Origin of the sequence: Sphingobacterium sp. IITKGP-BTPF85 (genome assembly GCF_001006065.1) — a bacterium.
Taxonomy (GTDB): Bacteria; Bacteroidota; Bacteroidia; order Sphingobacteriales; family Sphingobacteriaceae; genus Sphingobacterium; species Sphingobacterium anhuiense.
Map to the genome: position 1 here is coordinate 43,607 of NZ_ASZT02000001.1, position 25,573 is coordinate 69,179.

22 protein-coding genes and 3 pseudogenes are annotated in these 25,573 nt (G+C 36.1%); 21 read left to right on the forward strand and 4 right to left on the reverse strand.

What is annotated here, in order from left to right; translation table 11 throughout:
* Positions 1-65: 65 nt before the first annotated feature.
* The 3 genes from L950_RS00170 to L950_RS00180 are packed head-to-tail and all read left to right on the forward strand — an operon-like array spanning position 66 to position 2,394.
* Positions 66-959 (forward strand): hypothetical protein, encoded by an 894-nt coding sequence (locus L950_RS00170; protein ID WP_021190038.1) that lies wholly within the window; start codon positions 66-68, stop codon positions 957-959.
* On the forward strand, positions 944-1,936 hold the full coding sequence (locus tag L950_RS00175; RefSeq protein WP_021190039.1) for a hypothetical protein: 993 nt from the start codon (positions 944-946) through the stop codon (positions 1,934-1,936). The genes L950_RS00170 and L950_RS00175 overlap by 16 nt, the downstream gene beginning before the upstream one ends.
* The gene (locus L950_RS00180) at positions 1,933-2,394 is read left to right on the forward strand and encodes a hypothetical protein (protein WP_021190040.1); all 462 of its coding nucleotides are present in this window, start codon (positions 1,933-1,935) and stop codon (positions 2,392-2,394) included. Before L950_RS00175 ends, L950_RS00180 begins: the two co-directional genes overlap by 4 nt.
* A gap of 129 nt (positions 2,395-2,523) precedes the next feature.
* Here L950_RS00180 and gmd read toward each other — a convergent pair whose 3' ends face one another.
* The 3 genes from gmd to L950_RS00195 form a co-directional block, all read right to left on the reverse strand.
* On the reverse strand, positions 2,524-3,621 hold the full coding sequence (gene gmd, locus L950_RS00185) for a GDP-mannose 4,6-dehydratase (protein ID WP_021190041.1): 1,098 nt from the start codon (positions 3,619-3,621) through the stop codon (positions 2,524-2,526).
* Positions 3,622-3,657: 36 nt separating this feature from the next.
* Positions 3,658-4,605 (reverse strand): GDP-L-fucose synthase family protein, encoded by a 948-nt coding sequence (locus L950_RS00190; protein WP_021190042.1) that lies wholly within the window; start codon positions 4,603-4,605, stop codon positions 3,658-3,660.
* A gap of 405 nt (positions 4,606-5,010) precedes the next feature.
* On the reverse strand, positions 5,011-6,957 hold the full coding sequence (locus L950_RS00195) for a polysaccharide biosynthesis protein (protein ID WP_021190043.1): 1,947 nt from the start codon (positions 6,955-6,957) through the stop codon (positions 5,011-5,013).
* 709 nt (positions 6,958-7,666) lie between these two features.
* Between L950_RS00195 and L950_RS00200 the strand changes: the two genes are divergently transcribed.
* The 4 genes from L950_RS00200 (at position 7,667) to L950_RS00210 (ending at position 11,773) form a co-directional block, all read left to right on the forward strand.
* Positions 7,667-8,854, forward strand: coding sequence for a chloride channel protein (locus L950_RS00200; protein ID WP_197086145.1), 1,188 nt, complete (start codon positions 7,667-7,669; stop codon positions 8,852-8,854).
* Positions 8,855-9,075: 221 nt separating this feature from the next.
* Positions 9,076-10,113 carry an NO-inducible flavohemoprotein gene (gene hmpA, locus L950_RS00205; RefSeq protein ID WP_197086146.1) on the forward strand — a complete coding sequence of 346 codons (1,038 nt, stop codon included), beginning with the start codon at positions 9,076-9,078 and terminating at the stop codon, positions 10,111-10,113.
* Between the two features lie 413 nt (positions 10,114-10,526).
* On the forward strand, positions 10,527-10,934 hold the full coding sequence (locus tag L950_RS31305) for a glycoside hydrolase family 88 protein (RefSeq protein ID WP_231576721.1): 408 nt from the start codon (positions 10,527-10,529) through the stop codon (positions 10,932-10,934).
* 20 nt (positions 10,935-10,954) lie between these two features.
* On the forward strand, positions 10,955-11,773 hold the full coding sequence (locus L950_RS00210; protein WP_231576728.1) for a glycoside hydrolase family 88 protein: 819 nt from the start codon (positions 10,955-10,957) through the stop codon (positions 11,771-11,773).
* A gap of 229 nt (positions 11,774-12,002) precedes the next feature.
* Here L950_RS00210 and L950_RS00215 read toward each other — a convergent pair whose 3' ends face one another.
* Positions 12,003-12,194 (reverse strand): cold-shock protein, encoded by a 192-nt coding sequence (locus L950_RS00215; protein ID WP_021190047.1) that lies wholly within the window; start codon positions 12,192-12,194, stop codon positions 12,003-12,005.
* A 256-nt stretch (positions 12,195-12,450) separates the two neighbouring features.
* On the opposite strand from L950_RS00215, the pseudogene L950_RS00220 reads away from it, so the two are divergent.
* From L950_RS00220 to L950_RS34755, 14 genes and pseudogenes are all read left to right on the forward strand, one after another.
* Positions 12,451-14,779 (forward strand): annotated as a pseudogene (locus tag L950_RS00220) (GH92 family glycosyl hydrolase).
* Between the two features lie 6 nt (positions 14,780-14,785).
* Positions 14,786-15,496, forward strand: coding sequence for a basic secretory protein-like protein (locus L950_RS00225; protein ID WP_021190050.1), 711 nt, complete (start codon positions 14,786-14,788; stop codon positions 15,494-15,496).
* 12 nt (positions 15,497-15,508) lie between these two features.
* Positions 15,509-17,799 (forward strand): annotated as a pseudogene (locus L950_RS00230) (GH92 family glycosyl hydrolase).
* A gap of 102 nt (positions 17,800-17,901) precedes the next feature.
* Positions 17,902-19,302 (forward strand): sensor histidine kinase, encoded by a 1,401-nt coding sequence (locus L950_RS00235; protein ID WP_197086147.1) that lies wholly within the window; start codon positions 17,902-17,904, stop codon positions 19,300-19,302.
* Positions 19,303-19,305: 3 nt separating this feature from the next.
* Positions 19,306-19,580, forward strand: a pseudogene (locus L950_RS31310) (response regulator transcription factor); the annotation flags it as partial.
* A gap of 144 nt (positions 19,581-19,724) precedes the next feature.
* A complete protein-coding gene (locus L950_RS31315) occupies positions 19,725-19,988 on the forward strand; it encodes a winged helix-turn-helix domain-containing protein (RefSeq protein ID WP_231576729.1) in 264 nt (87 codons plus the stop codon).
* A 226-nt stretch (positions 19,989-20,214) separates the two neighbouring features.
* Positions 20,215-20,373 (forward strand): hypothetical protein, encoded by a 159-nt coding sequence (locus L950_RS31320; RefSeq protein ID WP_231576722.1) that lies wholly within the window; start codon positions 20,215-20,217, stop codon positions 20,371-20,373.
* Positions 20,370-21,428, forward strand: coding sequence for a TonB-dependent receptor plug domain-containing protein (locus L950_RS28290; protein ID WP_231576730.1), 1,059 nt, complete (start codon positions 20,370-20,372; stop codon positions 21,426-21,428). Before L950_RS31320 ends, L950_RS28290 begins: the two co-directional genes overlap by 4 nt.
* Positions 21,398-21,961, forward strand: coding sequence for a hypothetical protein (locus L950_RS28295; RefSeq protein WP_156169468.1), 564 nt, complete (start codon positions 21,398-21,400; stop codon positions 21,959-21,961). The genes L950_RS28290 and L950_RS28295 overlap by 31 nt, the downstream gene beginning before the upstream one ends.
* Positions 21,958-23,466 carry a SusC/RagA family TonB-linked outer membrane protein gene (locus L950_RS28300; protein WP_052764269.1) on the forward strand — a complete coding sequence of 503 codons (1,509 nt, stop codon included), beginning with the start codon at positions 21,958-21,960 and terminating at the stop codon, positions 23,464-23,466. The genes L950_RS28295 and L950_RS28300 overlap by 4 nt, the downstream gene beginning before the upstream one ends.
* A gap of 16 nt (positions 23,467-23,482) precedes the next feature.
* The gene (locus L950_RS29135; RefSeq protein WP_197086148.1) at positions 23,483-24,151 is read left to right on the forward strand and encodes a RagB/SusD family nutrient uptake outer membrane protein; all 669 of its coding nucleotides are present in this window, start codon (positions 23,483-23,485) and stop codon (positions 24,149-24,151) included.
* Entirely contained in the window at positions 24,142-24,741 is a 600-nt protein-coding gene (locus L950_RS29140) for a hypothetical protein (protein WP_197086149.1), read from the forward strand. Before L950_RS29135 ends, L950_RS29140 begins: the two co-directional genes overlap by 10 nt.
* Positions 24,738-25,244: a RagB/SusD family nutrient uptake outer membrane protein gene (locus L950_RS29145; RefSeq protein WP_197086150.1), complete on the forward strand. Its 507-nt coding sequence runs from the start codon at positions 24,738-24,740 to the stop codon at positions 25,242-25,244. The genes L950_RS29140 and L950_RS29145 overlap by 4 nt, the downstream gene beginning before the upstream one ends.
* Positions 25,241-25,405: a RagB/SusD family nutrient uptake outer membrane protein gene (locus L950_RS34755; RefSeq protein WP_410528065.1), complete on the forward strand. Its 165-nt coding sequence runs from the start codon at positions 25,241-25,243 to the stop codon at positions 25,403-25,405. Before L950_RS29145 ends, L950_RS34755 begins: the two co-directional genes overlap by 4 nt.
* Positions 25,406-25,573 lie beyond the last annotated feature (168 nt).

The following is a 25,573-nucleotide window of genomic DNA, read 5'->3' on the forward strand; positions in this document are numbered from 1 at the left end:
TTATTATTACTTTAGATGGGAATTGCTAACCATTCAATTTTATAAACCAAAGCCATAATAAATACATGAAAGTACTGCGCTTCATTACCTTTTTTAATTTAATTTCTCTTAGTCTTTTTACACAGGCACAATCAATCTCCAAAATAGCGATTCACTTGGATCGAACCGAGTATTTTCCTGGGGATACAATCTTGTTTAAGGGATATGTAGTGACAGATGGTGTTTTGGATAGTGCTACACGAAATGTCTATATTGATTGGGCTGATGGAGAGGGGGCGGTACTGGAAAATAATGTTTATGTTGTGGTTGATGGAGTTTTTGCAGCTCAGTATTTGGTGCCTAAAAACTATACAGAACATCGGATTTTATTGAATGCTTTTACAAAAAACACGGTTGATTTTCCTAATCTGATTTATGATAAAAGTATTGCAATTTATCAAAAAGAGGAGAAAATTGTATTGAATGGCGGAATGAGTCAAATACCCGAATTGATAATGTATCCGAAAATAAAACATATGCTGCTCCATGAACCAGTTGGATTCCTCTTTAAAAATCCAGCAAATACTTCTTTTAAGGGACAAATCAAAACAGCCGATGGAAAGGTGGTTGAAGAATTTGAAAGCGATAAAAATGGAGAAGTCAATGTATTCCTAACTCCTGAGTCCAACGAATATATTTTGGAATGGCAGATGGTAGGTGGTGAAAAAATTAAAACAGTATTACCTAACGTTGTTGATCATGGTTATAAGATAACTGTAGGAGAAAGTACAGATAAATATAAACTGACGGTTTCTAAAGTTGGAAAAACTAGCGATGAGGTTATTGTTCAAGCTTATCTCGATCACCAGAAATTATTTGATGAAAAAGTAATCATACAGGATGGGCAAGATGTAAAAACACTTGTATTGCCAAAGGATGGATTAGTAAATGGTGTTCTACAATTTTGTTGTACGATATAAATGGAAATCTATTACAAAAAGAAGGTCTGATCACTAAAAGTCAAGAAACTTTTATAACGCCAGATGTTAGCTTTGTCAATCGTTCTTCGGAACCATTGGGGAAAAATTTGTTACGTGTTCAATTGCCAGAAGGTGAGCTGGCGAATGTTTCAGTTTCTATTATTGATGGAATTTTTCCATTAGATAGCACTGCTGCGATGATATCGGATCTCTTATTTAAAAATATAGCAAAAAAGCCATTTGAAAATCAATTTGTTCAAGACATTACTAAAGATGAGCGATACATTGCAGCGTTATCCAAAGATGAATTTATTATACCAGATAATGGTAAAAGGAAACCAGATGATATATTACTATTACATGGTAAAATGGAATTAAAAGAAAAGGGTAAGAAAAAAATAGAAAAGACTTTAGACAAGTTAGCTGAGGATGGAAAAGCGAAGCGTGGTATTTCATTTGGGTATCAAGGTGAACTAGACCCGGTTATGCGATATATGGAAGTACCATTTGATGGCGAGAATAGTTTTAAAATAACGGACTATGTTCCATTTGATACCGTACAGTTACGTGTGACGCAGGTGGAGGATAAAATGAGGTTCATACCTTTTAAAGTGAATTATACTTTTTATGACCTGTCCAAGGTGGATACTTTGAGAAATATACCAAATGCAGGATCGTTATGGATCAATCCGGAAGTAGAAAAAAATCCGTTACTTGATAATTTTAGAACTCGGTATATGGCGACTTTGTTGAAAAGGGATATAACCAAACTTGATACAGTAAAGATTAGTGGTAAAATAATAAATGAACAAAGGGTAAAAGAGTTGAATAATAAATATGCTAAAAGTGGACTATTTTCAAAAGATGGAAGGGGCATAGATATTCAGGCGACAAAGAGGCCAAAGGTAGTTTTAACCTGTTTACTTATCTACAGCTGGGTAAGATTGCGGGATTACAGATTATTAGTCAACCCATGACAAATGTGCCAATCGTGAAATTTAAAAGTGATGTTGTTGCATATTATATCAATGAGATCGAAACAACGGCGGAGGAAGTAAGCTATCTGGCTATGAATGAAATTGCTTATGTGAAGGTAATTGAAGGACCTACGCCAACGGTTAGTCGTGGACCTGTGGTCGCCATTTATACGCTCCCGTCCTCTGAAGTGGTACGAGATAGAGGAAGGTTAGTTGATTTGCAGAAAGTTAAAGGATATACATCACTCCGCCCTTTTCAGAGTGTAAATGAAAATTTAAATTTAAGCGGTTTTGGAGATCGTATTACATTGTACTGGAATCCTATACTGGTTTACTATAAGAACGTTGCCGCAAAAGAGATCGAATTTTTTAATAATAATCGAGCAGGAAAGGTACAGGTCACGATCCAAGGTATTACAAAATCGGGAAAACTCGTGTATTTTCAAAAAGTAATGTAGATCGATAAGGACGTGTAAAGACTAATAGGAGATCGCTTGAAAATTTGTCTTCAAAATAAAATAGGGTAGTGCATCAACTCATTGCAATGCACTACCCTAATTTATTTTGAACGTTATGAGAGGTCGTATCTATTTAACCTGTGAATGATTGGCTAGTAAGAAATCTCTTTTGACTAAAGCAACATCACATTCCATCATTTCTTTTACTAAACCTGCAAGATCGTATTTCGGCTTCCACCCTAATTGTGTGTTTGATTTAGTTGGGTCACCTACCAATAAATCGACTTCAGTCGGTCTGTAATATTGTGGATCAACTTTTACAACAACTTTCCCGATTTCTAATTGATAATCGGGGTGATTACAGGCTTTTACTTTTGCAACTTCAGCAGCTTCACTGCCTTCAAATTCGAGTTCTATACCTATTTCAGCAAATGCCATACGTACAAACTCACGAACAGAAGTGGTTACCCCTGTTGCGATGACAAAATCTTCGGCTACATCTTGTTGCAAGATAAGCCACATGGCTTCCACATAGTCTTTTGCATGCCCCCAATCGCGCTGTGCATTGAGATTACCTAAGTATAAGCATTCTTGTTTGCCGTGTGCAATGGCAGCTGTAGCCATCGTAATTTTGCGAGTAACAAAAGTTTCACCTCTTCGTGGCGATTCGTGGTTGAAAAGAATACCATTGCAAGCATACATCTTATATGCTTCACGATAGTTTTTCGTAATCCAAAAACCATAGATCTTTGCGACTCCATAAGGTGATCTCGGATAAAATGGTGTAGTTTCTTTCTGAGGAACTTCTTGAACCAAACCGTATAATTCGGAAGTAGATGCTTGATAAATCCGTGTTTTTTTCTCTAGACCTAAGATGCGTACAGCTTCAAGAATACGTAATGTTCCGATACCGTCGACATTCGCTACATATTCTGGTGAATCAAAAGATACTTTAACATGTGACATGGCCCCCAGATTGTAAATTTCATCAGGTTGTACTTCTTGAATGATACGGATGATATTAGTTGAATCGGTCAAATCTCCATAATGCAACTTAAAATTGACATGGTTTTCATGTTGGTCCATATAAATATGGTCAATACGCTGTGTGTTGAAAGAGGATGCTCTACGTTTGATACCATGTACCATATAGCCTTTTTCTAATAATAGTTCTGCTAAATATGAGCCATCCTGTCCGGTTACACCAGTGATTAATGCAATTTTCATCTTAATTATATGCTTAATTTAAGTAGTATTGAATACTTATAATTTTACTTCTTTGTAGTTATCCTGATTTTCTAGAAACCATTGATAGGTAGTCTGGATACCATCCTTTAATTCAATTTGATGTTTCCATCCCAATTCATGCATCTTACTTACGTCCATAAGTTTGCGTGGGGTTCCATCGGGTTTACTGCTGTCCCAGTTAATTTCTCCTTGGTGACCGACAACAGATTGAATGAGAGTCGCTAAATCTTTGATACTAAGATCTACTCCTGTACCGACATTATATAGGTACTCGGGAAGCTTATTTTCTAACGCAAATGCAACAGCTCGCGCTAAATCATCCACAAATAAAAATTCGCGCATCGGACTTCCAGATCCCCATAAGTTGACTGTGGTATGTCCTTCTAATTTCGCTTCGTGAAATTTTCGAATCATCGCAGGCAGGACATGTGAACTTGTGAGATCAAAATTGTCATGTGTGCCATATAAATTTGTAGGCATAAGGCTAACATAGTCTTTTCCAAATTGATTACGTATCGCCTGACATGCTTTAACCCCCGCAATCTTTGCCAAGGCATACCATTCGTTTGTTGGCTCTAGACTATCCGTCAATAAACTGGATTCTTGTAAAGGCTGAGGTGCAAATTTGGGATAAATACAAGAAGAACCTAGGAAAATAAACTTTTCAACATCGTTTTGTAATGACTCGTTTATAAGGTTGTTTTGAATTTGCATGTTATCCATCAAGAACTGATAAGGATAATTGTTATTGGCTAATATACCTCCTACTTTTGCAGCAGCATCAATTACAATGGCTGGCTTTTCATTCCTGAAAAATTCCTGTACTTCGGACTGGTTTCTTAAATCCAGTTCAGCAGAACTTCGTAAAACGAAATTATGGTAACCTAAGTTCTCTAAATTTCTTTTGACTGCTGAACCAACCATACCACGATGACCTGCTATATATATATATTTGTCTTTCATCTTTGTTCTTACTCTTATTTACAGACTGGATGATATGAAAAAGGAAATCAGTATTGCTAAATAATGGCTCATTATATTGAACTCTTTGAGTACATATAAATTTGACTACCGGATTCTCATCCAAAATACTTGAATCGAATGAATTTATTTTTATAAATAGCAACCCGATGAAGAATTCGATGGCAAATTACGAAAGAATAATTGGAATTGTATGAGAAATAAATGTATTAAAATATTTGAAGAGAGCCTTTAGAGATGGGTAAATTCAATGTGAAACAAACAGGAGATTAAGACAACGACTGTGCAGCTTTTATTCACAGATATAAAACTCAAAAAAAATAACCCACCTATATGTAGTTAAGCGGGTTATTTATTGTTTTGTAACGATATTTAATTTGTCGCATATTAAGTGTTTAAAGTAACTTTTTCTTCAAGATGTTCGTCCAAATCTTTAAATATCGAATTCTGTGACTTAAATTCTGGAACAATTTTCTTAAGCTGTAGCACTAGTTGCATGTCATTGATATCACTTTTGTCAAACGAAGTAATGTCACGGCTCAACTGCTCAATTAGATGACATTTTTCAGCTATGTCTTCTCGATTTACTTGAGCGATCATAATTTTAGGATGATGCGTTTTTTGTGTATTCTCATCATTCGCCAATAATTCCTCAAATATTTTCTCGCCTGGTCTTAAGCCTACGATCTTAATATCAATATCTTCAGGATAACGGTAACCTTTCAGCTTGATCATGCGCTTGGCCAAATCTATAATTTTGACAGATTTACCCATATCAAAAACAAAGATTTCTCCACCATTGCCCATGACACCAGCTTCTTGAACTAATAGACAAGCTTCTGGTATAGTCATAAAATATCGTGTGATGTCTTCATGTGTCAGTGTCAATGGCCCACCTTGCTCCATTTGTTTTTCAAATAATGGAATAACGGATCCATTTGACCCTAATACATTCCCAAATCGTGTCACAATGAAATTGGTTTTTCCTAATGCGCTACAGCTGTTGACATATATCTCAGCCGCCCGCTTTGTTGCCCCCATGACATTAGTTGGGTTGACAGCTTTATCTGTAGACACCATGACAAACTTATGGATACCATATGCGACAGCCAAATCCGCCATATTTTTACTGCCAATTAAATTGGTCCAGATAGCTTCATATGGGTTTTGTTCCATTAAAGGAACATGTTTATACGCCGCCGCATGAAAAATCATCTGTGGGCGATAACGTTTAAAGATCCGTTCCAAAAATAGCTTATCACGAACGTCACCAACAATACACTTAACGCGATCGGGATGAGAAGCTTTTAGCGATTGTTGAAGATCGTAAAGTGGTGATTCGGCTTGATCCAATAAAATAAGGTGACGGTAATTGCGTTGTGAAATCTGACGGGATAATTCTCCTCCGATCGAACCGGCAGCACCAGTTATCAAAATTACTTTATTGTCCAATTCTGCATCAATTCCCGGATTTTCAATCTTAATCGCTTTTCTTCCTAATAAGTCCTCAATCTTTAGTGGACGAATCTCACGTTTGGCACCAGAATTTAACATAACCCGTGAATTCGGCATGATTTTCAGTTCAAGATTCAGTTGTTGAAAATGGTCTGTTACTTGTACTAACCTTTCGGGATCATTGTTTTCCACTGCAATAATAACTTCTGATATATTGAATTGGTCAATGAAGGCTTGATCTATTTTTTCTAGATAGAGTATACGTAATCCCGTAATACGTTTACCTACACGTGAAACTTTATCTTCGACAAACGCAACAACATGATTTTTGATACGGCGGTCTTCACGTAAAAGTGAGTAAGCTACTAATCCAGGTCTGGAAGCTCCAAAAATTAATACATTTCGATTTTTCCGATTGGGAAGAAAAAGCATGTCATAAATGCTTCTGTAAGTCACACGTGCTGCAACCAACATCACCATGGTGAAAAAGCTGTGCATAAAAAGTATGATGTACGAGAGGCGTAAGAAATCGCCAGCAATGGTTCCTTTTGGAATATAGTAACGAATAGCAATCGTTGGTATTGCTAACAACATAAAGGCCAACCAGATCGTTTTAAATATTTTTATAGCATCTTGAATACCAGTTTGACGAATAATGCCTTTATAGGTTCCCATTATCGAGAAAGCAAAGCTATATACCAGTAAAATAAGAATACTTTTCTTCAGCATCATGGCCATCGAATATTGTTCATGTATACTATTAAAAATGAAATTAGAAATAGCATAACAGACAAATACGATAAACAAATCAATTAAAAGAATAACCCATCTTGGATTGTCTTTTCGAAATTTTCTCTTTAGCAACGTAAGGTTAATCATGAAACATGTTTCAAATAGTAGGTGATTTTATTACAATAACTTTGATATAAGATAGATGTTGAAACAACTACCTAATTTTAAAAATTGTTGGTTTTAGTTGTCAGTAATACCCTATTCAAATTTCCCATCATGAAGTAAAAATCGTGCCAAGATATTCATGATAATAAAATATGATTAATAAAAGAAATACTGATTACAGCTAATTCGGCCGTTGGTCTACTAAATAAGTAAAAGGAATAAAAGATGTAAAAAATAATCTGTTCCAATTTATTCGAGTTCTTTTCTTTCATCATTTATTGTAAAATGATATATTCATTGTCCAATGGCTTGTAGCTACAAATCTACATAAATTTAATTGTTACAGTGATTTTTTTTCTCTTTCAAGGGATAATTTTTGTTAAATATTCGAGGAATAACTGAAAAATAATTCATTATACTGATTTAAATGGTTCAGTATTTTAGTAAACAATTTATATGTTACTGAGGTGTTCTTTGATTTTCTGTTTGTATGTACAGTTTTATGTTCATGGATTAACAATGATAGTAACCTAGATTTTGCACAGTTTTTCTTGCAAATACTTGAATTACTGCATTTTTTTATGGTAGCTTTGCGCCAGAATAGGAAATCGATCATGAAAGATAAAATAAAACTGTACAGTTATTTTAAGCTCATGATAGGCAGTATTATTGTCGCTGTGCTATCTGGACTTTGGCGTATACACTCAAACATCTCACTACCCATTGGCAAGATTATCTGTTCGAGCATGTGTCGCAAGTAAATCATTATCTCTATATTATCTTTCCGTCCATAGGTATTACTATCATTTATTTTTTGCGGAAATACGTATTTCAAAATAAGAAGAATAAAGGCATTCGTGAAATTTACCGTTCTCTGGATACACGTCAAGATCATCTTCCGTTTTATAAAATTCCATCACATTTTATCAACGGATTTCTTACGGTTATTTTTGGAGGATCCACGGGTATAGAGGTTTCTACAGTTGTCGCTACCGCTACATTGGGCAATCAAATGAGTAAAAAAGGCTGGGCACCGATGAAATATAAGCGTGAACTAATTTGTGCTGGCGTGACAGCGGGTGTCGCCGTGTTGTTTGGAACTGTTTTAGGCGGTTGGTTTTTTGCTATTGAGGTGATCGCTCGAGGATTAAAGAAAACTGTTTTATTGAGCTGTACAATAGCTGGAATTGTCGCTTATGTAGGGATACATTTTTTTGAAAAAGAACCATTGTTATCCTTTCCAGTTGTGGAGTGGCATTGGTATGGACTGCCGTTTATGATGTTGGTCGCTGTATTAGGAGCAGTATTGGCTAATTATTTTATGAAGCTGGTCTTGACTTCTAAAAAACTTTTTGCTCGAATAAATAGTAATTTTTTGAGAGTTAATATTGGTGCAATTACCGTTGGAAGCTTTATTTTGTTCTTTCCAGCCTTGTACGGAGATAGTTATCACGGTCTTCAGCAAATGATCAAATTGTCGACAGCATCACAGGGAGCAGTGATGATTCCGATATCATTACTGATTCTGGTCATGTTGAAACCCTTGGTCGCATCCCTTACTTTGGGCGCCGGTGGTGATGGTGGAGTATTTGCGCCAAGTATTGTTGCTGGGGCTTTTTTGGGTATGGCAGTGGCATTGTTTTGCAATATGATTTTTGGTTTAGATTTATTGATTTTAAATTTTGCCTTGGTAGGTGCCGCTTCGACATTAGCAGCTGCTATTCATGGTCGTTTCACTGCCTTGTTCTTGATCTGCAGTATGGCTCCGGGTGCATATATCCTACTATTTCCAGTAGCAATTGCAGTATTGATCGCTTATGCAGTAGCAAAAAAGATAAACCCTTACAATGTCTATACATATCCTGAAATAGCAAAGTAGTGGCTATATTTCGTGCTTGTGTCATATTTTTTAATAAAAGATGATAAAGTCTTTTATTGTTTTTATCTTTGTGAGACTTAGAGATGAGTTTATTTATTTTAAGTTTATCATATAAAAATGATTAAATATAGCACTTAGCCACGTTTCTAGTACTTTGTTTCATAAAGCATTTTTTTACAACAATAAAAGATGTAATTATCTTTTATTTATATTAATATAACATGACAGCAGATCAAAAACAATTAGTAAAGGCTACTGTGCCAATTTTAAAGGAGCATGGTGTGTTATTGACAACACATTTTTATAAACGTATGTTCGAGCATAACCCTGAATTGAAACATGTGTTCAACATGGGCAACCAGCAGAATAATAAACAGCAGACAGCGCTAGCAATGGCCGTACTGGCGTACGCAGAACATATCGAAAACCCAGGTGTATTGATGCCCGTTGTCAATAGTATCGGTCATAAGCATACCAGTTTATCTATCCGTCCGGAACATTACGTGATTGTGGGCAATCACTTAATTGCATCCATTGCTGAGGTTTTAGGCGATGCTGCTTCAGTGGAACTGTTAGAGGCTTGGACTCTGGCTTATGGGCAACTTGCTTCTCTGATGTCTGGTCACGAGCAGTCACTCTATAGCAAGCAAACAGCCAAAGTCGGAGGTTGGTCTGGTTGGAGACCTTTTGTTGTAAAGCAAAAAATTAAAGAATCGGAAGAGATAACCTCATTTTATCTTTATCCCAGTGATCGCGGACCAGTGGCTGATTTTCTGCCAGGCCAGTATATCAGCCTACGTTTATTCTTGCCAGAATTGGATCTTTTACAACCGCGACAGTACAGTATTTCATGTGCCCCAAATGGAAAATACTACCGTATTTCTGTGAAACGAGAAACCGGAACTAAACATCCTGATGGAATGATCAGTAACCATCTGCACAATCATGTGGAAATAGGTGACTTGGTCGATTTATCTGCACCGGCGGGAACATTTGTCCTCCAACTAGAAAATCAAAATCCAAAAGTATTTATAAGTGGCGGAGTCGGACAAACTCCTTTGATGGCGATGCTTGAACAATTGGTAAAAGATAAAGTAGAATCACCTATTCCAATTACCTGGATACACGGTTGTAGAAATGAGTCGGTGCATGCATTCAAGGATAGGCTTGCAGAAATCGCTATGGATAATAAGATCGATCGCCATATTTTTATGATCATATTGAGGAAACAGCAGCATTTGAGTATAAAGGCTGGGTAGAGCTTGCACAAATAAAAAATGAGGTATTGCAACCGGAAGCAGAATATTTTATTTGTGGTCCGGCTCCCTTCATTTCAAAACATTATCATTTTTTATTGGAACATGGAGTTGAGAAGTCAGCCATTTATTTTGAAGAATTTGGACCAGCATCATTACAGTTGAATTAATCAAAAAATATTTATTACATCAGTGATTCTTTTCAAATCAAAAAGATAATAATCGATAATATAAAAGACCAAGTTTCATTATGAAGCTTGGTCTTTTATATTCAACATAATTTTATTTACCGTCAAATAATTTGGAATGACTAGTATCCTTTGTGTTATTCTAAAGAATAGATAGCACAGATTATATTGAGATGCTATTTAATTAAGAGATTTTATGTGTTTACTATTTATATTATGATGATTCTTATGAAAAGAAAAATGTTGATTCCTTTATTGGGGCTTACAGTGGCAGGTTTAACACTAAGTTTTATACCTATAAAATTGCCATTTATCAAGAAAAGTTTTGAAGCTTCGGAAAAGCAATATACATATTTAGCAAAAGAAGCTGATAGATTGAGAAATTTTCCAAGAACAATAAATAAGAAAGGAGAGTTGGTCGTGAAGAGTGAGTGGGATTGGACAGGAGGTTTCTTTCCTGGATCGCTTTGGTACATATACAACAAAACAGGTGACGAAGAAATAAAGAACGAGGCGATAAAGTGGACCGAGGCTTTAGAGAAAGCGAAAAACCTTGACCAGCACCATGATATTGGTTTTGTGATGTACTGTTCTTATGGTAATGCGATCAAATATCTCAAAGATCCAAAAAGGTAGAAGCTTATAAAGATATTATCATTCACGCAGCTAATACGGCTTTAAAACGTTATAATCCAAAAGTAGGATTGATTAAATCGTGGAATAAAAAGAAGTCATGGGACGGCAAAACAACTTGGCAGTATCCTGTAATTATTGATAATATGCTGAATTTGGAGATGTTGTGTTATGTTTCGGATATTACAGGAGATCCTAAATTTAGAAATGTTGCGATCAGCCATGCAACCAAAACAATGCAGAATCATTTCCGTCCGGATCACAGTACCTACCATGTTGTGGATTATGATGAAAATGGAAAAGCCATCCATAGGCAAACAAATCAAGGCTATGCTGATAATTCGACTTGGGCGAGAGGCCAGGCATGGGCAATCTATGGTTTTACGATGATGTATAAAGAAACCAAAAAGAAAGAGTTTCTGGAGACAGCTAAAGCTGCGGCAAGTTTTTATATGAATCATAAGAATTTACCTAAGGATAAGATTCCTTACTGGGATTTTAATGCACAGCAGGAAGGGTATAAGTCAGATCTTGACTTTGCCTACTTGAAGCTTGATTATATACCGAGAGATGCTTCGGCGGCGGCGATTGTTGCATCAGCATTGGTGTATCTATCTACTTTTACTACAGGGAAAGAGAGTAGATCTTATTTAGACTTTGCTAAGTCAACTCTAAAAACATTATCTGGACCAGCTTATTTTGCTAACTATGGGACAAATGGAGGCTTTTTATTAAAACATAGTGTTGGAAGTATTCCTCACAACTCGGAGATTGATGTGCCACTGGCTTATGCAGATTATTATTATTTGGAAGGTTTGACAAGATTGTCCGAATTGAAATAAGAAAATCTGTAAAGGAAAATATATTTTTTATCGTATAGTTATGCTCAAGTATTTAAGTGTTCTTGAGCATATTTATGTTATCATTTTTTTAACGGTTGAAAAGAACCGTTAAAGAATCTTTTATGCTGGAGTTAAAAGATCGTATATCTGGATTTGAGTTTTTGCTGTTTGTAACAAAAAAAGCAGCTTCCTGTGAGGAAGCTGCTTTTGCAAGAAAATATAATAGTAATTAGTTTATTCTTACATTAACAGCATTTAAGCCTTTTTTTCCGTTTTCAATTTCGTAGCTAACGCTATCGCCTTCTCTAACTTGGTCTTTTAAGCCTGAAATGTGTACAAATACATCGTCTCCACCATTTTCAGGGGTAATAAAACCAAATCCTTTAGTTTCATTGAAAAACTTTACAGTTCCTTTATTCATTTTATTTAAAAATTATATTGATACAAGGATAGGCTAAATATGTGATAATTTCCCAAAGGTGAGTAAAAAAGACTTTCAGATGACATTTCTGTTTTTTGTTATACCTCCTTTGTAATAAATAAGATAGGATTTGCGAATTGCTGTGAATTTTATTTTTATTTATTGCTAAAAGGTTTTATCTTTAATCTCGTTAAATCAATTATTTCTTCGCTATGATGTTGAAATACCCAATTTATGTCAATTTAACTTACCACATATGATTTTTAAAACCCTAAAATGGGGGATAGCATGGAGTTTAAGCCTATCCTTATTTTGTACGAATACTGTTTCTGCCCAGAAATTAAATGGCAAAGCTGTTGATCCTGTTGATTTGGTCAACCCGCTTATGGGAACAGATTCAAAACCTTCGCTGTCAAACGGAAATACATATCCTGCAATCGGATTACCTTGGGGTATGAACATGTGGACTCCTCAGACCGGGAAAAATGGCGATGGCTGGCAATATACCTATGCCGCAGATAAAATAAGAGGGTTGAAGCAGACGCATCAGCCGTCTCCATGGATGAATGACTACGGACAGTTTTCTTTAATGCCAGTAACCGGTAAAGCCGCTTTTGATCAAGAAGAAAGAGCCAGTTGGTTTTCGCATAAAGCTGAAAAAGCAACTCCTTATTACTATTCCGTGTATTTAGCGGATCATGATGTAACGGCAGAATTAACACCGACAGAGCGTGCCGCTTATTTTAAATTTTCTTTTAATAAGACAGATTCAGCATTTGTTGTCCTTGATGCCTTTGATAAAGGATCTGAAGTACAGATTATTCCTGAAAAAATATGGTTATCGGTTATTCTACACGATACTCTCGTGGAAAATTGACAAATTTTAAGAATTATTTTGTCTTAATATTTGATCAACCTTTTGATAATTACTCAACATGGGAAGGTAAGGAACGTTTTAAAGGTAAATTAAAATCCACTGCAGATCAGACCGGAGCAATTTTAGGCTTTAAAGTAAAAGATAAATCTAAACCTGTTCAAGTTCGTGTAGCTTCTTCATTTATTAGTGCAGAGCAGGCACTGCTCAATCTCAATGAATTAGGTAACCGTACTTTGATCAAGTAAAGGCTGATGGAAGAGCGATCTGGAATGAAAAGCTAGGTCGATTAGCTGTAGAAGGTGATAATATCGATCAGATGCGTACTTTCTATTCGACCTTATACCGTACGTTATTCTTTCCAAATAAATTATATGAAATCAATGCCTCTGGAGAAAAGGTACATTACAGTCCTTATAATGGAAAAATATTACCAGGATATTTATATGGTGGTACAGGTTTTTGGGATACGTTCAGAGCGCTATATCCATTCCTGAATCTCATGTATCCATCCATCAATGTTGAAATGCAAGAAGGATTGAAAAACGCATATTTAGAAGGTGGATTTCTTCCAGAGTGGAGTAGTCCGGGTTTTGCAGATATCATGGTCGGTAATAACTCTGCTTCTGTAGTGGCTGATGCCTATATTAAAGGATTGAGAGGATATGATATCAATACACTTTATGAGGCTTTGAAGCATGGGGCTAACAATGAGGGACCAATGACTGCAGTAGGCCGTAAAGGAGTTGAGTACTACAACAAATTAGGTTATGTGCCTTACGACGTAGGAATCAATGAAAATGCAGCACGTACACTGGAGTATGCTTATGATGATTTTACAATTTATCAATTAGCCAAAGCTTTAAAAAAACCAAAAGCAGATATTGAACTTTATGCAAAAAGAGCACAAAATTACCGCCATCTATTTGATCCTTCAACAAACTTAATGCGCGGAAAAAATAAAGATGGCAAATTTCAGAGCCCATTCAATCCATTGAAATGGGGAGATGCGTTTACCGAAGGCAACAGCTGGCATTACTCGTGGAGTGTCTTCCACGATATAGAAGGATTGATTGATTTGATGGGCGGTAATAAACAATTTAATACAATGTTAGATAGTGTATTTACACAACCACCAGCTTTCGACGATAGTTATTACGGTGGTACGATCCATGAAATTCGTGAAATGCAGATAGCGAATATGGGACAGTATGCGCATGGTAATCAACCCATTCAGCACATGATCTACTTGTATAATTACAGTGCTCAACCTTGGAAAACACAATATTGGGTTCGTCAGGTATTAGACCGTATGTATCAAGCTACTCCTGATGGTTATTGTGGAGATGAAGATAATGGTCAAACTTCTGCATGGTATGTTTTCTCTTCACTTGGGTTTTATCCGGTTTGTCCTGCAACAGATGAATACGTATTAGGAGCACCACTTTTCGCAAAAACAACATTAAAACTGGAAAATGGTAAAACAGTAGAGATTATTGGAAATCAAGCTAGCGCACAGAATTTCTATGTCAATGACTTAAAAGTTAATGGAAAATCCTACACTAAGAATTGGTTGAGCCACCAAGAATTAGTGAAAGGTGGAACACTCTCCTTTGATATGACTTCTAAACCAAACTACAACCGCGGAGCTACATTAGACGCAGCCCCTTATTCGATGAGTACAGAATTAAAGACAGTTTTTAAAAAATAATGACAAATGAAATTTAGTCAGATAGTTGGTTGTGTAATAGGGTTGATTGCTGGTCAATCAGCCCTTGCTCAAGATAACTGGAACCATACAGAACATGACCGTAAGGTAGCAGTTGATACGGATAGTATTACAAAGAATGGTTACACATTGATTTGGATAAATAAGGATAAAGATTTCAGCCCTGTTTTGAAAGAAAAATTGATCCATACTTTTGTCAATTACCCGAAGTTGGCAAAAACGTATAACAAAAAGACAATAAAAAAAGTATCTTTTGTGATCGATCCCGATTATAAAGGAGTAGCCGCCACAGCCGGTGGTATCGTAAGGTATAGTCCTGAATGGTTTGCGAAGAACCCAGGGGATATAGATGTCGTAACCCATGAAGTGATGCATATCGTGCAAGGCTACCCCAATGGCTCTGGACCTTGGTGGATTACAGAAGGAATCGCTGATTATGTCCGTTTTGCCGATGGTATTGACAATGCTGGTGCAAATTGGAAATTGCCAGAATGGAATGCCAATCAAAAATATACTGACTCATACCGAGTTACCGCCCGTTTTTTCTTTTGGATAGAGAAAAAAGTGAAAAAAGGATTTGTTAAGAATCTAGATGCCGCAATGCGGAATAAAACCTTTACAGATGGATTTTGGGAAAAGCAAACCGGAAAGACGCTGGATGAGTTATGGAAAAGCTATAGCCAGGCTCCTAGTCTTTAAAAACCTAAACTTATGAAAAGTAAACAATTCCTATATTTAGGATTGTTCCTGTTTCCTAACCTGCTACAGGCGCAGTCCAATTTAATACAATATGTAAAACCCTTGATCGGGACAGCACGGATGGGACATACGTTTCCAGGTGCAACAGTGCCATTTGGTGCCGTACAATTAAGTCCTGATACAGATACCATCCCATATGCTATGAATGGTAAATATAACGGTGATGTCTATAAGTATTGTGCAGGATACCAATATGATGATCCGACCATTGTTGGATTCAGTCATACTCATTTTAGTGGTACTGGACATTCTGATCTGGGTGATATCTTGGTTATGCCAACACAGGGTAAAGTACAGCTTAATCCTGGTACCGCCGATAGACCACAGGATGGATATCGATCACCATATTCACACAGTAATGAAGTTGCAGAAGCAAATTATTATAAAGTACTATTAGATAAACATCAGATTAAAGCAGAGATGACGACCACAAGTCGGGTGGGCATACATCGGTATACATTTCCGAAATCTGATGCTTCTCACTTGATCTTAGATTTAACCGCTGGTATCTATAATTACGAAGCTAAAAATGTTTGGACCGTAGTCCGGGTTTTGAATGACTCGACGATCGTAGGCTACCGTCAAACAAATGGGTGGGCTCGTACAAGGACAGTTTATTTTGCGATTAAAACTTCGAAAGCATTTAAAAATTATGGAGCTAAGTATGAAGATGCAAAACAGGTTTATGCGGGGTTTTGGCGAAAATTTGATCAAAAAAATAATTTTCCGGATTTAGCCGCACATCAGATCAAAATGAATCTGGATTTTGACACGAAGGATGGTGAGGAGGTTTTGATGAAGGTAGCACTAAGTCCCGTAAGTATGAAGAATGCGCTTGCGAATATGGAATACGAAGCACCAGATTGGAACTTTGAAGTTATGTGAAAGCGGGTCAAAAATCGTGGGAGCAGGAATTGAACAAAGTACAGGTGGATATGCTGAACAAAGAAGATCTGATTAATTTCTACACCGCCATGTACCATGCCAGTCTGATGCCGACAGTGTATATGGATGTGAATGGAGAGTATAAAGGTTTGGACCAAGAGGTGCATCAAGCAAAGGGATTTACCAATTACACCTCTTTTTCGTTATGGGATACTTTTAGGGCATTCCATCCATTAATGAATTTAATCAATCCTACGCGCAATGCCGATATGGTATCATCCATGATGGCACACTATGATCAAAGTGTCTTGAAAATGTTGCCTATTTGGTCGCATTATGCCAATGATAATTGGTGCATGAGTGGGTATCATTCAGTCTCGGTGGTGGTAGATGCAATTTTGAAAGGAGTTTACAAAGGAGATGCTGAAGCCGCGTTGGCTGCATGCGTTCAAACAGCAAATGCACGTAAATATGAAGGAATAGGATCCTATATCGATTTAGGATATGTACCAGATGAAATTTCTGGGACTTCAGTTTCCAATACACTGGAGTATGCTTATGATGATTGGTGTATCGCGCAACTTGCTAAAAAATTAGGTAAAGACGACATCTACAAAGATTTTATAAAAAGAGCATCAAATTGGAAAAATGTTTATGATCATTCTATCGGCTTTATGAGACCTAAAGATGCAAAAGGAATATTTAGATCTAAATTCGATGCTTTGGAGACCCATGGTCAAGGATTCATAGAGGGGAATACTTGGAATTACAGTTTATATGTACCACATCAGCCAGTGGCTATGATGGAAATGATGGGGGGACCCAAAAAATTAGAAAACTATCTGGATTCCTTGTTTACCATGGAATTACCAGATAAATATTTCGAACATACAGAAGATATCACCCGCGATGGAATTATTGGTAACTATGTACATGGTAATGAACCATCGCACCATGTCGCATATTTATATAATCAAACCGCTAACCCTTGGAAAACACAAGCTCGTGTACGTCAGATCATCCGTAATCAATATCATAATGGACATGCAGGCTTAGGTGGAAATGATGACTGTGGGCAGATGTCTGCATGGTATTTATTTACTGCTTTGGGCTTTTATCCAGTTGCACCTGGAGATGATGCTTATTGGATAGGGAGTCCATTGGTCAAATCGGCAAAGATTAACCTAGAAAATGGGAAAACGATTACAATAGATGTGAAAAATCAATCCGAAAAAAATGTCTATGTAAAAAAAGTAAGCTTAAATGGTCAACCTTTAGCTGATTTGAAACTTTCTTATGCTGCCATTATGAATGGAGGGGCACTGCAATTTGAGATGACTAATAAGCCAGGGAAATAGATTTTCATATTGACCTATCATATAAATAAATCAAGTTTCATAAAAGCATAGATCAGATCGTTTATTGTGGACCTGTCAATGATAAAGTTTATGAATAAGAAGATGAGTAAAATTAAGATCATTCAAGCAGTAGCCATTACCAGCTTTGTGGTCTTAATTTTACTTCAATTGAGACTGATATCGAGCGTTTATAAAATTGAACAGCTTGAGTTCTTGAAAAATGAAAAGGCAGAGATCAAATTAGCATATGAGGAATCTATCATCAATGACAAGTTGTATCCAGGGGGGCAGGCAATTATTGATTCGATCTTGGTACCACAGTATGAAACATTACTAAAGCTGTATCATGAAGACCCAAAGCTTTTTCGCCGTAAATTAAAAGATCTGGGAAATGAAATTTTGGTAGAATTAAAAAAGAAAGCAGATTTTGAGGTTCAGTTTCACAATATCATTCGAAATCTAAAACTGGACTTGACTGAGTATGATTATGCTTTGTATTTGGATAAGCTTGCGCTAACGTTTGACGGTAAAATCTATTACTCATTGTTTGAAGTTAATTCGACAGATCAAGATGGATTAATCGATGGAAATTTTGATGTCGTTCGTCCTCAAAATATTGTATCTGCCATTACGGTTACACTTCCTTCCAATAATTCTAGCTTAATTGCCTTTAAGTTATATGCTAGTAAGCACAATCAGGTAAAAAATATAGTTTTGGCTATTGCTCCATTGCTGCTTTTGTCTAGCAGTAGTATTGTCGTTATTGTTTTTTTATTTTTCATCACCATGAGGAATTGGGTAAGACAAAAAAAATTGAATGAGATTTCAGCCGATTTTTTTAATCATGTGACGCATGAATTTAAGACACCCTTAACAACCATACAGGTCTCTGTCAAAAATTTAAAAGCAGACCTGGAAGATAAAAAATGGCAAGGTGGTTACAGAAGTGTGGATGTCATCACTAGGCAGACCCAAAGATTAGATAAACTGATCAATCAAGCATTGGAGGTGTCAGCTTTTGATCCACAGGCTGCACAATTTCAAAAACATCTTTTAGTAAAAGATCTCAATGATATTATTCTTGATAGTCAAATTAAATGGAAAAAAGAAGCAACTGTAGTATTGAATTTTGAACCTCATACAGTTGATTTATATGTTTATTACGATCATTTTATGTTAACCACTTTAATCACTAATTTAGTTGAAAATGGATTGAAATACAACGTAAGTGAACACAAGAGAGTGCAAGTAAATGTTTTATATATTTCCCCAAAATCGTTAATGATTGAAATTGGCGACAATGGATTTGGAATTGATAAACAGGATCGAAGTCGCATATTTAATAAGTTCCAAAGAGGTCGGCAGATCAGATCCTCAACAGGATTAGGGTTGGGTTTATATTTTGTTTATAATATTGTTGCGGTACATAAATGGAAACTCGACCTGGAGACTTTTCAAGATCAGGGGACTATTTTTAGAATAATAATTCCAATTAGTAAATAGGATATGGAAGGAAAAATATTACTTATAGAAGATGATGCAGATCTTGGAGTAGAGGTACAATGGTATCTGGAAAGAAGTGGGTTTCATGTACAGCTAGTCGATGATGGGGATAAAGCTTTAATGTTGAGTAAAAAACAAAATTTCGATTTATTGCTAGTCGATGTTCAACTGCCATCATTGATGGTTTTGAATTGGTGAAGCGAATAAAGGTTTTGAAACCTGAATTTCGTTTCTTGTTTTTAACAGCACGCAATGCAAAGGAAAGCTGTATTGCAGGACTCAAGCTAGGAGCAGAAGATTACGTCACCAAACCATTTGATACGGAAGAGCTCTTATGGCGCATGAACAATATTTTAGCGCGTGGCAAAGAGAAAAAGATAGAAGAACTAAAAATTGCAGATGTTGTTTTGTATTGCAGTGCTATGGAAGTACGTGTTAATGGAGGGAAAACATTACGTTTGACTGCACGTGAATTTGAAGTCTGGAAATATCTATTGCAAAATTTAGATCGCGTACTGACCAGAGAAGAAATACTCAATAAACTATGGGGGGAAAGTGACTATTTTATGGGACGCAGTCTAGATGTCTTTATTTCTAGAATACGGAAAGTGCTCTTAAATTCTAATCAATTAAAAATTGAAACAATCTACAAAGTTGGCTTTATCACCCGTTTAATCAGGAATTAATAGAAAAAGAATGATGTTAACAATTGATTAACAAGTTTCTAATTTCTTAAGTTTTATCTTTAGTAAATCGAATTAGTTTTGTTTTTTTTGCCAATTTGTTTTATGCAAATTTTCTTAAATAAGACACAGTAAAAAAATGTTGATTTTCTTTTTCTAACCAATTTTTAGAAATCAATATGTCGTAACAAACCTTTTCGTTTAGTCAACTGATTATAAAATTTAATTTATGAAAAGAAAAGTAATTCCATTATTTCTAATGCTATCCTGCTGTAGTTTGTATCAAGTTAAAGCTTCATTGCTTCATGGTATTTCTATATCTCCCGTTTTGCAGGAAGAGGCTATGTTTCAGGGACTGTTCTTAATAATTCTACTGGACGACCAATAGAGGGAGTAACAGTCGTTGTTAAAGCTACGGGAAAGTCAACAAAAACAGATGTTTCGGGTAAATATCGGATACAAGTGCCCTATGGGGAGGCGGTAATCACTTTTTCATCTATAGGTTTTCAACCTCAACAAATTGCTCTGAATGGCAGAACTTTAGTACAGGTTAGCCTTGTGGAGGACGTTAAAGCTTTAGAGGATGTTGTTGTAGTTGGGTATACAACGCAAAAGAAGCGTAATGTCGTTGGCGCAGTTTCAACGATCACAACAAAAGATTTGATTCAGAGCCCTGCAGCAAATATTAACAACATGCTTGCAGGGCGCTTGCCTGGTTTGATTGTGAATCAATATGCTGGTGGTGAACCGGGCGTTGATCGATCTGAACTTCTTATTAGAGGTAAATCAACTTATGGAAATCAATCGCCAATCATTATTGTAGATGGTATAGAACGCGATATGAGCTACTTGGCTCCTGATGAAATTGAAACCGTTTCTATTTTAAAAGATGCTTCAGCAACAGCACCTTATGGTATTCGTGGAGCCAATGGAGTAATCGTGGTGACAACCAAAAGAGGGCAGTCATCAGATAAAGCATCTGTTAATTTCAGAGCTTCTTATGGAATAAATTCAGCTGCACAATTACCAGAATTATTGGGATCAGCGGATTATGCGACACTTTATAATGAAGCTATGACCAATGATGCTAAACTGAATGGAAGTGATCCTTCGACATTAAAATTATTTAGTGCAGAAGCAATAAATAATTTTAGAAAAGCGAAGGGTGATAATAGTGATGGATTAGGTTATAATTGGGATTATTTTGATTATATATTCCGAGCAGCTCCCCAACATGAATATAATCTTTCTATTCGCGGAGGAAATGATGTTGCCAAATATTTTGTTATGGGCGGATTTATGGGACAAGATAATAATTATGATCATGTGGATCTTTCCAAATACAATGTTTCACCTAAATTTCAACGTTATAACTTCAGGTCGAATATTGATGTTAATATTACGAAGAATTTATGGGTGAAATTGAATTTAGGCGCCGCATAACCGATCGTACTTCTCCGGGGACATCAGCGTCAAGATTAACAACTTTGGCTATGACGCAACCTCCTTACCTGCCTATTGTTAATGAACCTAATGCACAACCCTCTACAGAAAATTATTTATTGAACAACCCGTCAGGTCTGTTATTTGGAAATCAAATATACCGTTATAATGTTTTAGGTGAGTTGACTAGGTCAGGTTATCACACCGAAAAGAATACAGTATTGGAAGGAAGTTTTGCAGCTGGTTGGAATTTAGACTTTTTAACAAAAGGATTATCTGTTGATGGTGTATTTTCTTACGATGCTAAAGAACAACAATGGCTTTATCGACAGTTAGGGACATATAGTGAGGGGTATCGTGAATATCCGAGTTATGCAACCTTTCAACCTGTAGGTGGTATTGATGTATTCATGAATGGTGGTCATTATGAAGGATTATATACAAATGGTAATAAATTTACAATCGATCAGACCTTAGGTAATACTTTTACACAAAGTAGTCCCTTTAACCGTACTTTTTACAGGCAAAGGTGAATTATAATCGATCATTTAATGATAAGCATACTGTAGCCAGTATGCTATTGTTTAATAGGTCAAGTCAATCTATCTATGATGCAGCAAATTCAAAAGCGGGTGTTGATATTCGTTATCAAGGCCTTACTGGACAGTTTACCTATAATTATTCTGAAAAATATTTAGGCGAATTTAACTTTGGTTACAATGGCTCCGAAAATTTTATAAAAGGTAAGCGGTTTGGTTTTTTTCCTGCGGGGGCTGTTGGCTGGGTTGTCAGCAAAGAAAAGTTTATGGATGGTATGAAGGACTGGTTGAGTTTCTTGAAAGTGAGAGCTTCTATGGGGGTAGTTGGGAATGATAAGATGCCTGGAGATAGTAGATTTGGCTATTTAGCTTTTTATGGTGGTGGTGATGGTTATAGTTTTGGCGATCAGAACTTCAATAATTCGTTGGGAGGAGCACGTGAAGGACGTTTGGCAAACGAAAATATTAGTTGGGAAAAATCAAGAAAAACAAATATAGGTTTGGATATGGCATTTATGAGCAATAAAGTCAACCTAAATATTGATGTATTTGAAGATTATCGTTATGATATTATAACTGAATTGCAGTCTACTGATATTAGTTTTCCTGGTGTTGTTGGCAAATCATCTCCATTGATCAACATTGGAAAAGTAAGAAACAGAGGTATTGATATCGAATTGAGTTATTCAGATATGATTGGCGATGATTTTAGATTTTTTGTTAAACCTAATTTTACATTTGCTCGCAATAAGTTGATTTACAGACAGGAAATTCCACGTGAATATTCATATAGACAGGCCACAGGAAAACGTCTTTATGAAAACTTTTTATACCAATTTGATCATTTTGTAAAGGATCAAGCAGAAGCTGATCAATTGAATTCGAGCCAGTATCAACCTTGGGGTAAAGTAGGGCCAGGTGATGTTGTCTATAAGGATTTAAATGGCGATGGGAAAATTACAGATCTAGGTGATAGAACAGTTATGGGTAACCCAAGAAGTCCAGAGATTCAATTTGGTGTCCCAATTACATTACAGTATAAAGGCATTGATTTCAGTCTATTATTTCAGGGCGCATTAAATTCTTCTATTGTATTAAAAGATGCAGCAGCATGGGATTTCCCTAATTTTGATCAAGATAAGTTTGGATCTGTAAGACCAATACACCTAGGGCGCTGGACACCAGAAACTGCAGAAACGGCAACCTATCCGGCTTTACATATGGGAAATTCAGCTAATAATAAAAATAGTGAAAGTAGTCTCTTTTTATATGATGCGAAATATTTAAGGCTCAAGAATATTGAAATAGGATACAATTTTCCGAAGCAAATGTTGAAAAGAATTGGTTTGAACCAATTAAGAATTTATGCTCAAGGGATGAACCTATTAACATGGTCAGGTCTAAAGGATCTAAGTATCGATCCTGAAATGGGTAATGCCAGTGGATATTGGTACCCGATTTCAAAGATCTATAATTTTGGATTGAATCTTAATTTTTAATAGTGAGATTATGAAAATGAATAAATTTATTTTAAGTATATCAGTAATTACAGTTATTTTCTTTTGTCTTGGTTGTAATAAATACCTCGATAAATTGCCTGATGATCAACTTCGTGAAGATGAGATTTTCACAAGATATGATAAAGTCAATCAACTGGTAACTGATATATATGCAAAAGCTAAAGGTGCTAATCAACCTATATCTTGGTTTTACCACTTTTCAAGTGCTGCCATTACTGATGAGGCTGAGGGCTCTTCTGTAGAAGGCAATATTACAAATCGATATAATACAGGCGACTGGAGTGTGAATGAATTGCCCGGTGATAATGGACAATTTTGGAATAGTTTATACGATGGTATCCGTCGTACAAACGTTGTATTGCAAGGCGTAACCAAATACAATACACCCGATGATATCCTTGAGCCTGGCTCTTTACCAATGCGAATAGGCGAAATATATTTTATGCGTGCTTATTTTCATTTGTTGTTGATTCGAATATATGGAGAAATTCCTTATGTGGACCACGTAATTACAGCAACTGAGAATATGAATTTTGAAAAACAATCTTTTCATACTGTGGTTGAAAGATTGTTAAAGATGCCGAGGAAGCTTATAAAAGAGTGCCAGAAAAATGGGAAGGTCAAAATTTTGGACGCATTGACAAAGGAGCATGTTTGGGTTTAATCGCGCAGGCTAGATGGATGGCAGCTACTCCATTGTGGAATGGGGCCGCTGCTAAAGGATATACCGGAACTAGAAAATTTGAAAGTGAATATGCAGCTGTAAGCCCTGATCGATGGGTAAAAGCAAAGGAGGCCGCAAAAGCTGTTCTAGATTTTACAATAGCTGGAGGAAAAAGATATAGCTTGTTTCAGAAGTATAGCAAAACTGATTTTGGAGATAGCGGTGGCCAAAATACAAATAAATCGACGGTGCCAACTCGGCTTTGGCAGATGTATTACGATATGGAAGCATTTAAAAATGAGTATGTATTGTTTTTTACAAAGTATAAAGGTGAAGGCTGGTTTGGAGATGTTTATCCACCGAGTCGGGGCGGCGGGTCTCGTCAAATGCCGGTTCAAGAACAGGTTGATGAGTATGAATATATTTCGCCAGATGGTTATGGATATCCGATCTATAGTGAAAAAGCTAAATCTGACGGATATGATGACGCTAATCCATACGTTTCAGTAGCGAGAGATCCAAGATTTTATCGTGATATTATCTTCCATGGTGCTGCTTTTAGGGGGGGGATAATAATCCCTCGCAAATGAATACTGCAGAAGGAGCGAATAGAATCGGATCTAATAATGCGACAAAAACTGGTTATTACTTGAGAAAATATTTGCAGGAAGCTTGGAATAGAAATGGTAGTGTCTCGATCAGTGCACCCCCAGTTTGGAGATTACCAGATTTTATCTATATCTATGCTGAAGCTGTAAACCAAATTGATGGTCCCACACAAGAAATTTATGATTTGATTAATCAGGTTCGCTCACGATCGTTTATGGTGCCAATGCCTTTAGCAACCCTTAGTGACAAAAATTTAATGGATGAATACATTAAAAGAGAGCGAAGAGTAGAGTTTTTTTATGAAAATAAACGCGCTTTTGATTTTCGTTTATATTTAGAACCTAGCAGTTCTGTTGAAAAAGCTAAAAAGGCTTTGTTTGAGAGTGCAGGAGCTACTGATACGGAGCGCAGTATTAATTACTGGAAAAATAACAGAGCCGCATATCCTAAGTTACAAAATATGATCAATGGCATGCGCCTATAGAAGATCCAAATGGAAAGATTGAAATTGGAACAAAGCATTATAGAATGGAAAGGTTTTTTGTTGAAAATCGTGTTTTTGATGCACCTAAGCATTACTTGTTTCCAATATTAGATCCAGAATTACAGAAATCTCCAACATTAGGACAAAATCCTGGATGGTAATAAAACAAGAATCTTTAATAAGCGGGATTATCTATTTACAATTCCGAATAATGAAGTACTGAAAATGAGAAACTAATTCAAAATGTAGGTTGGTAGTGTTTGTTTGTAATCAAATCGAGGTCTTTTTAAGACCTTGATTTGTTTTATGCTCTTTAACCTAAAATTTTT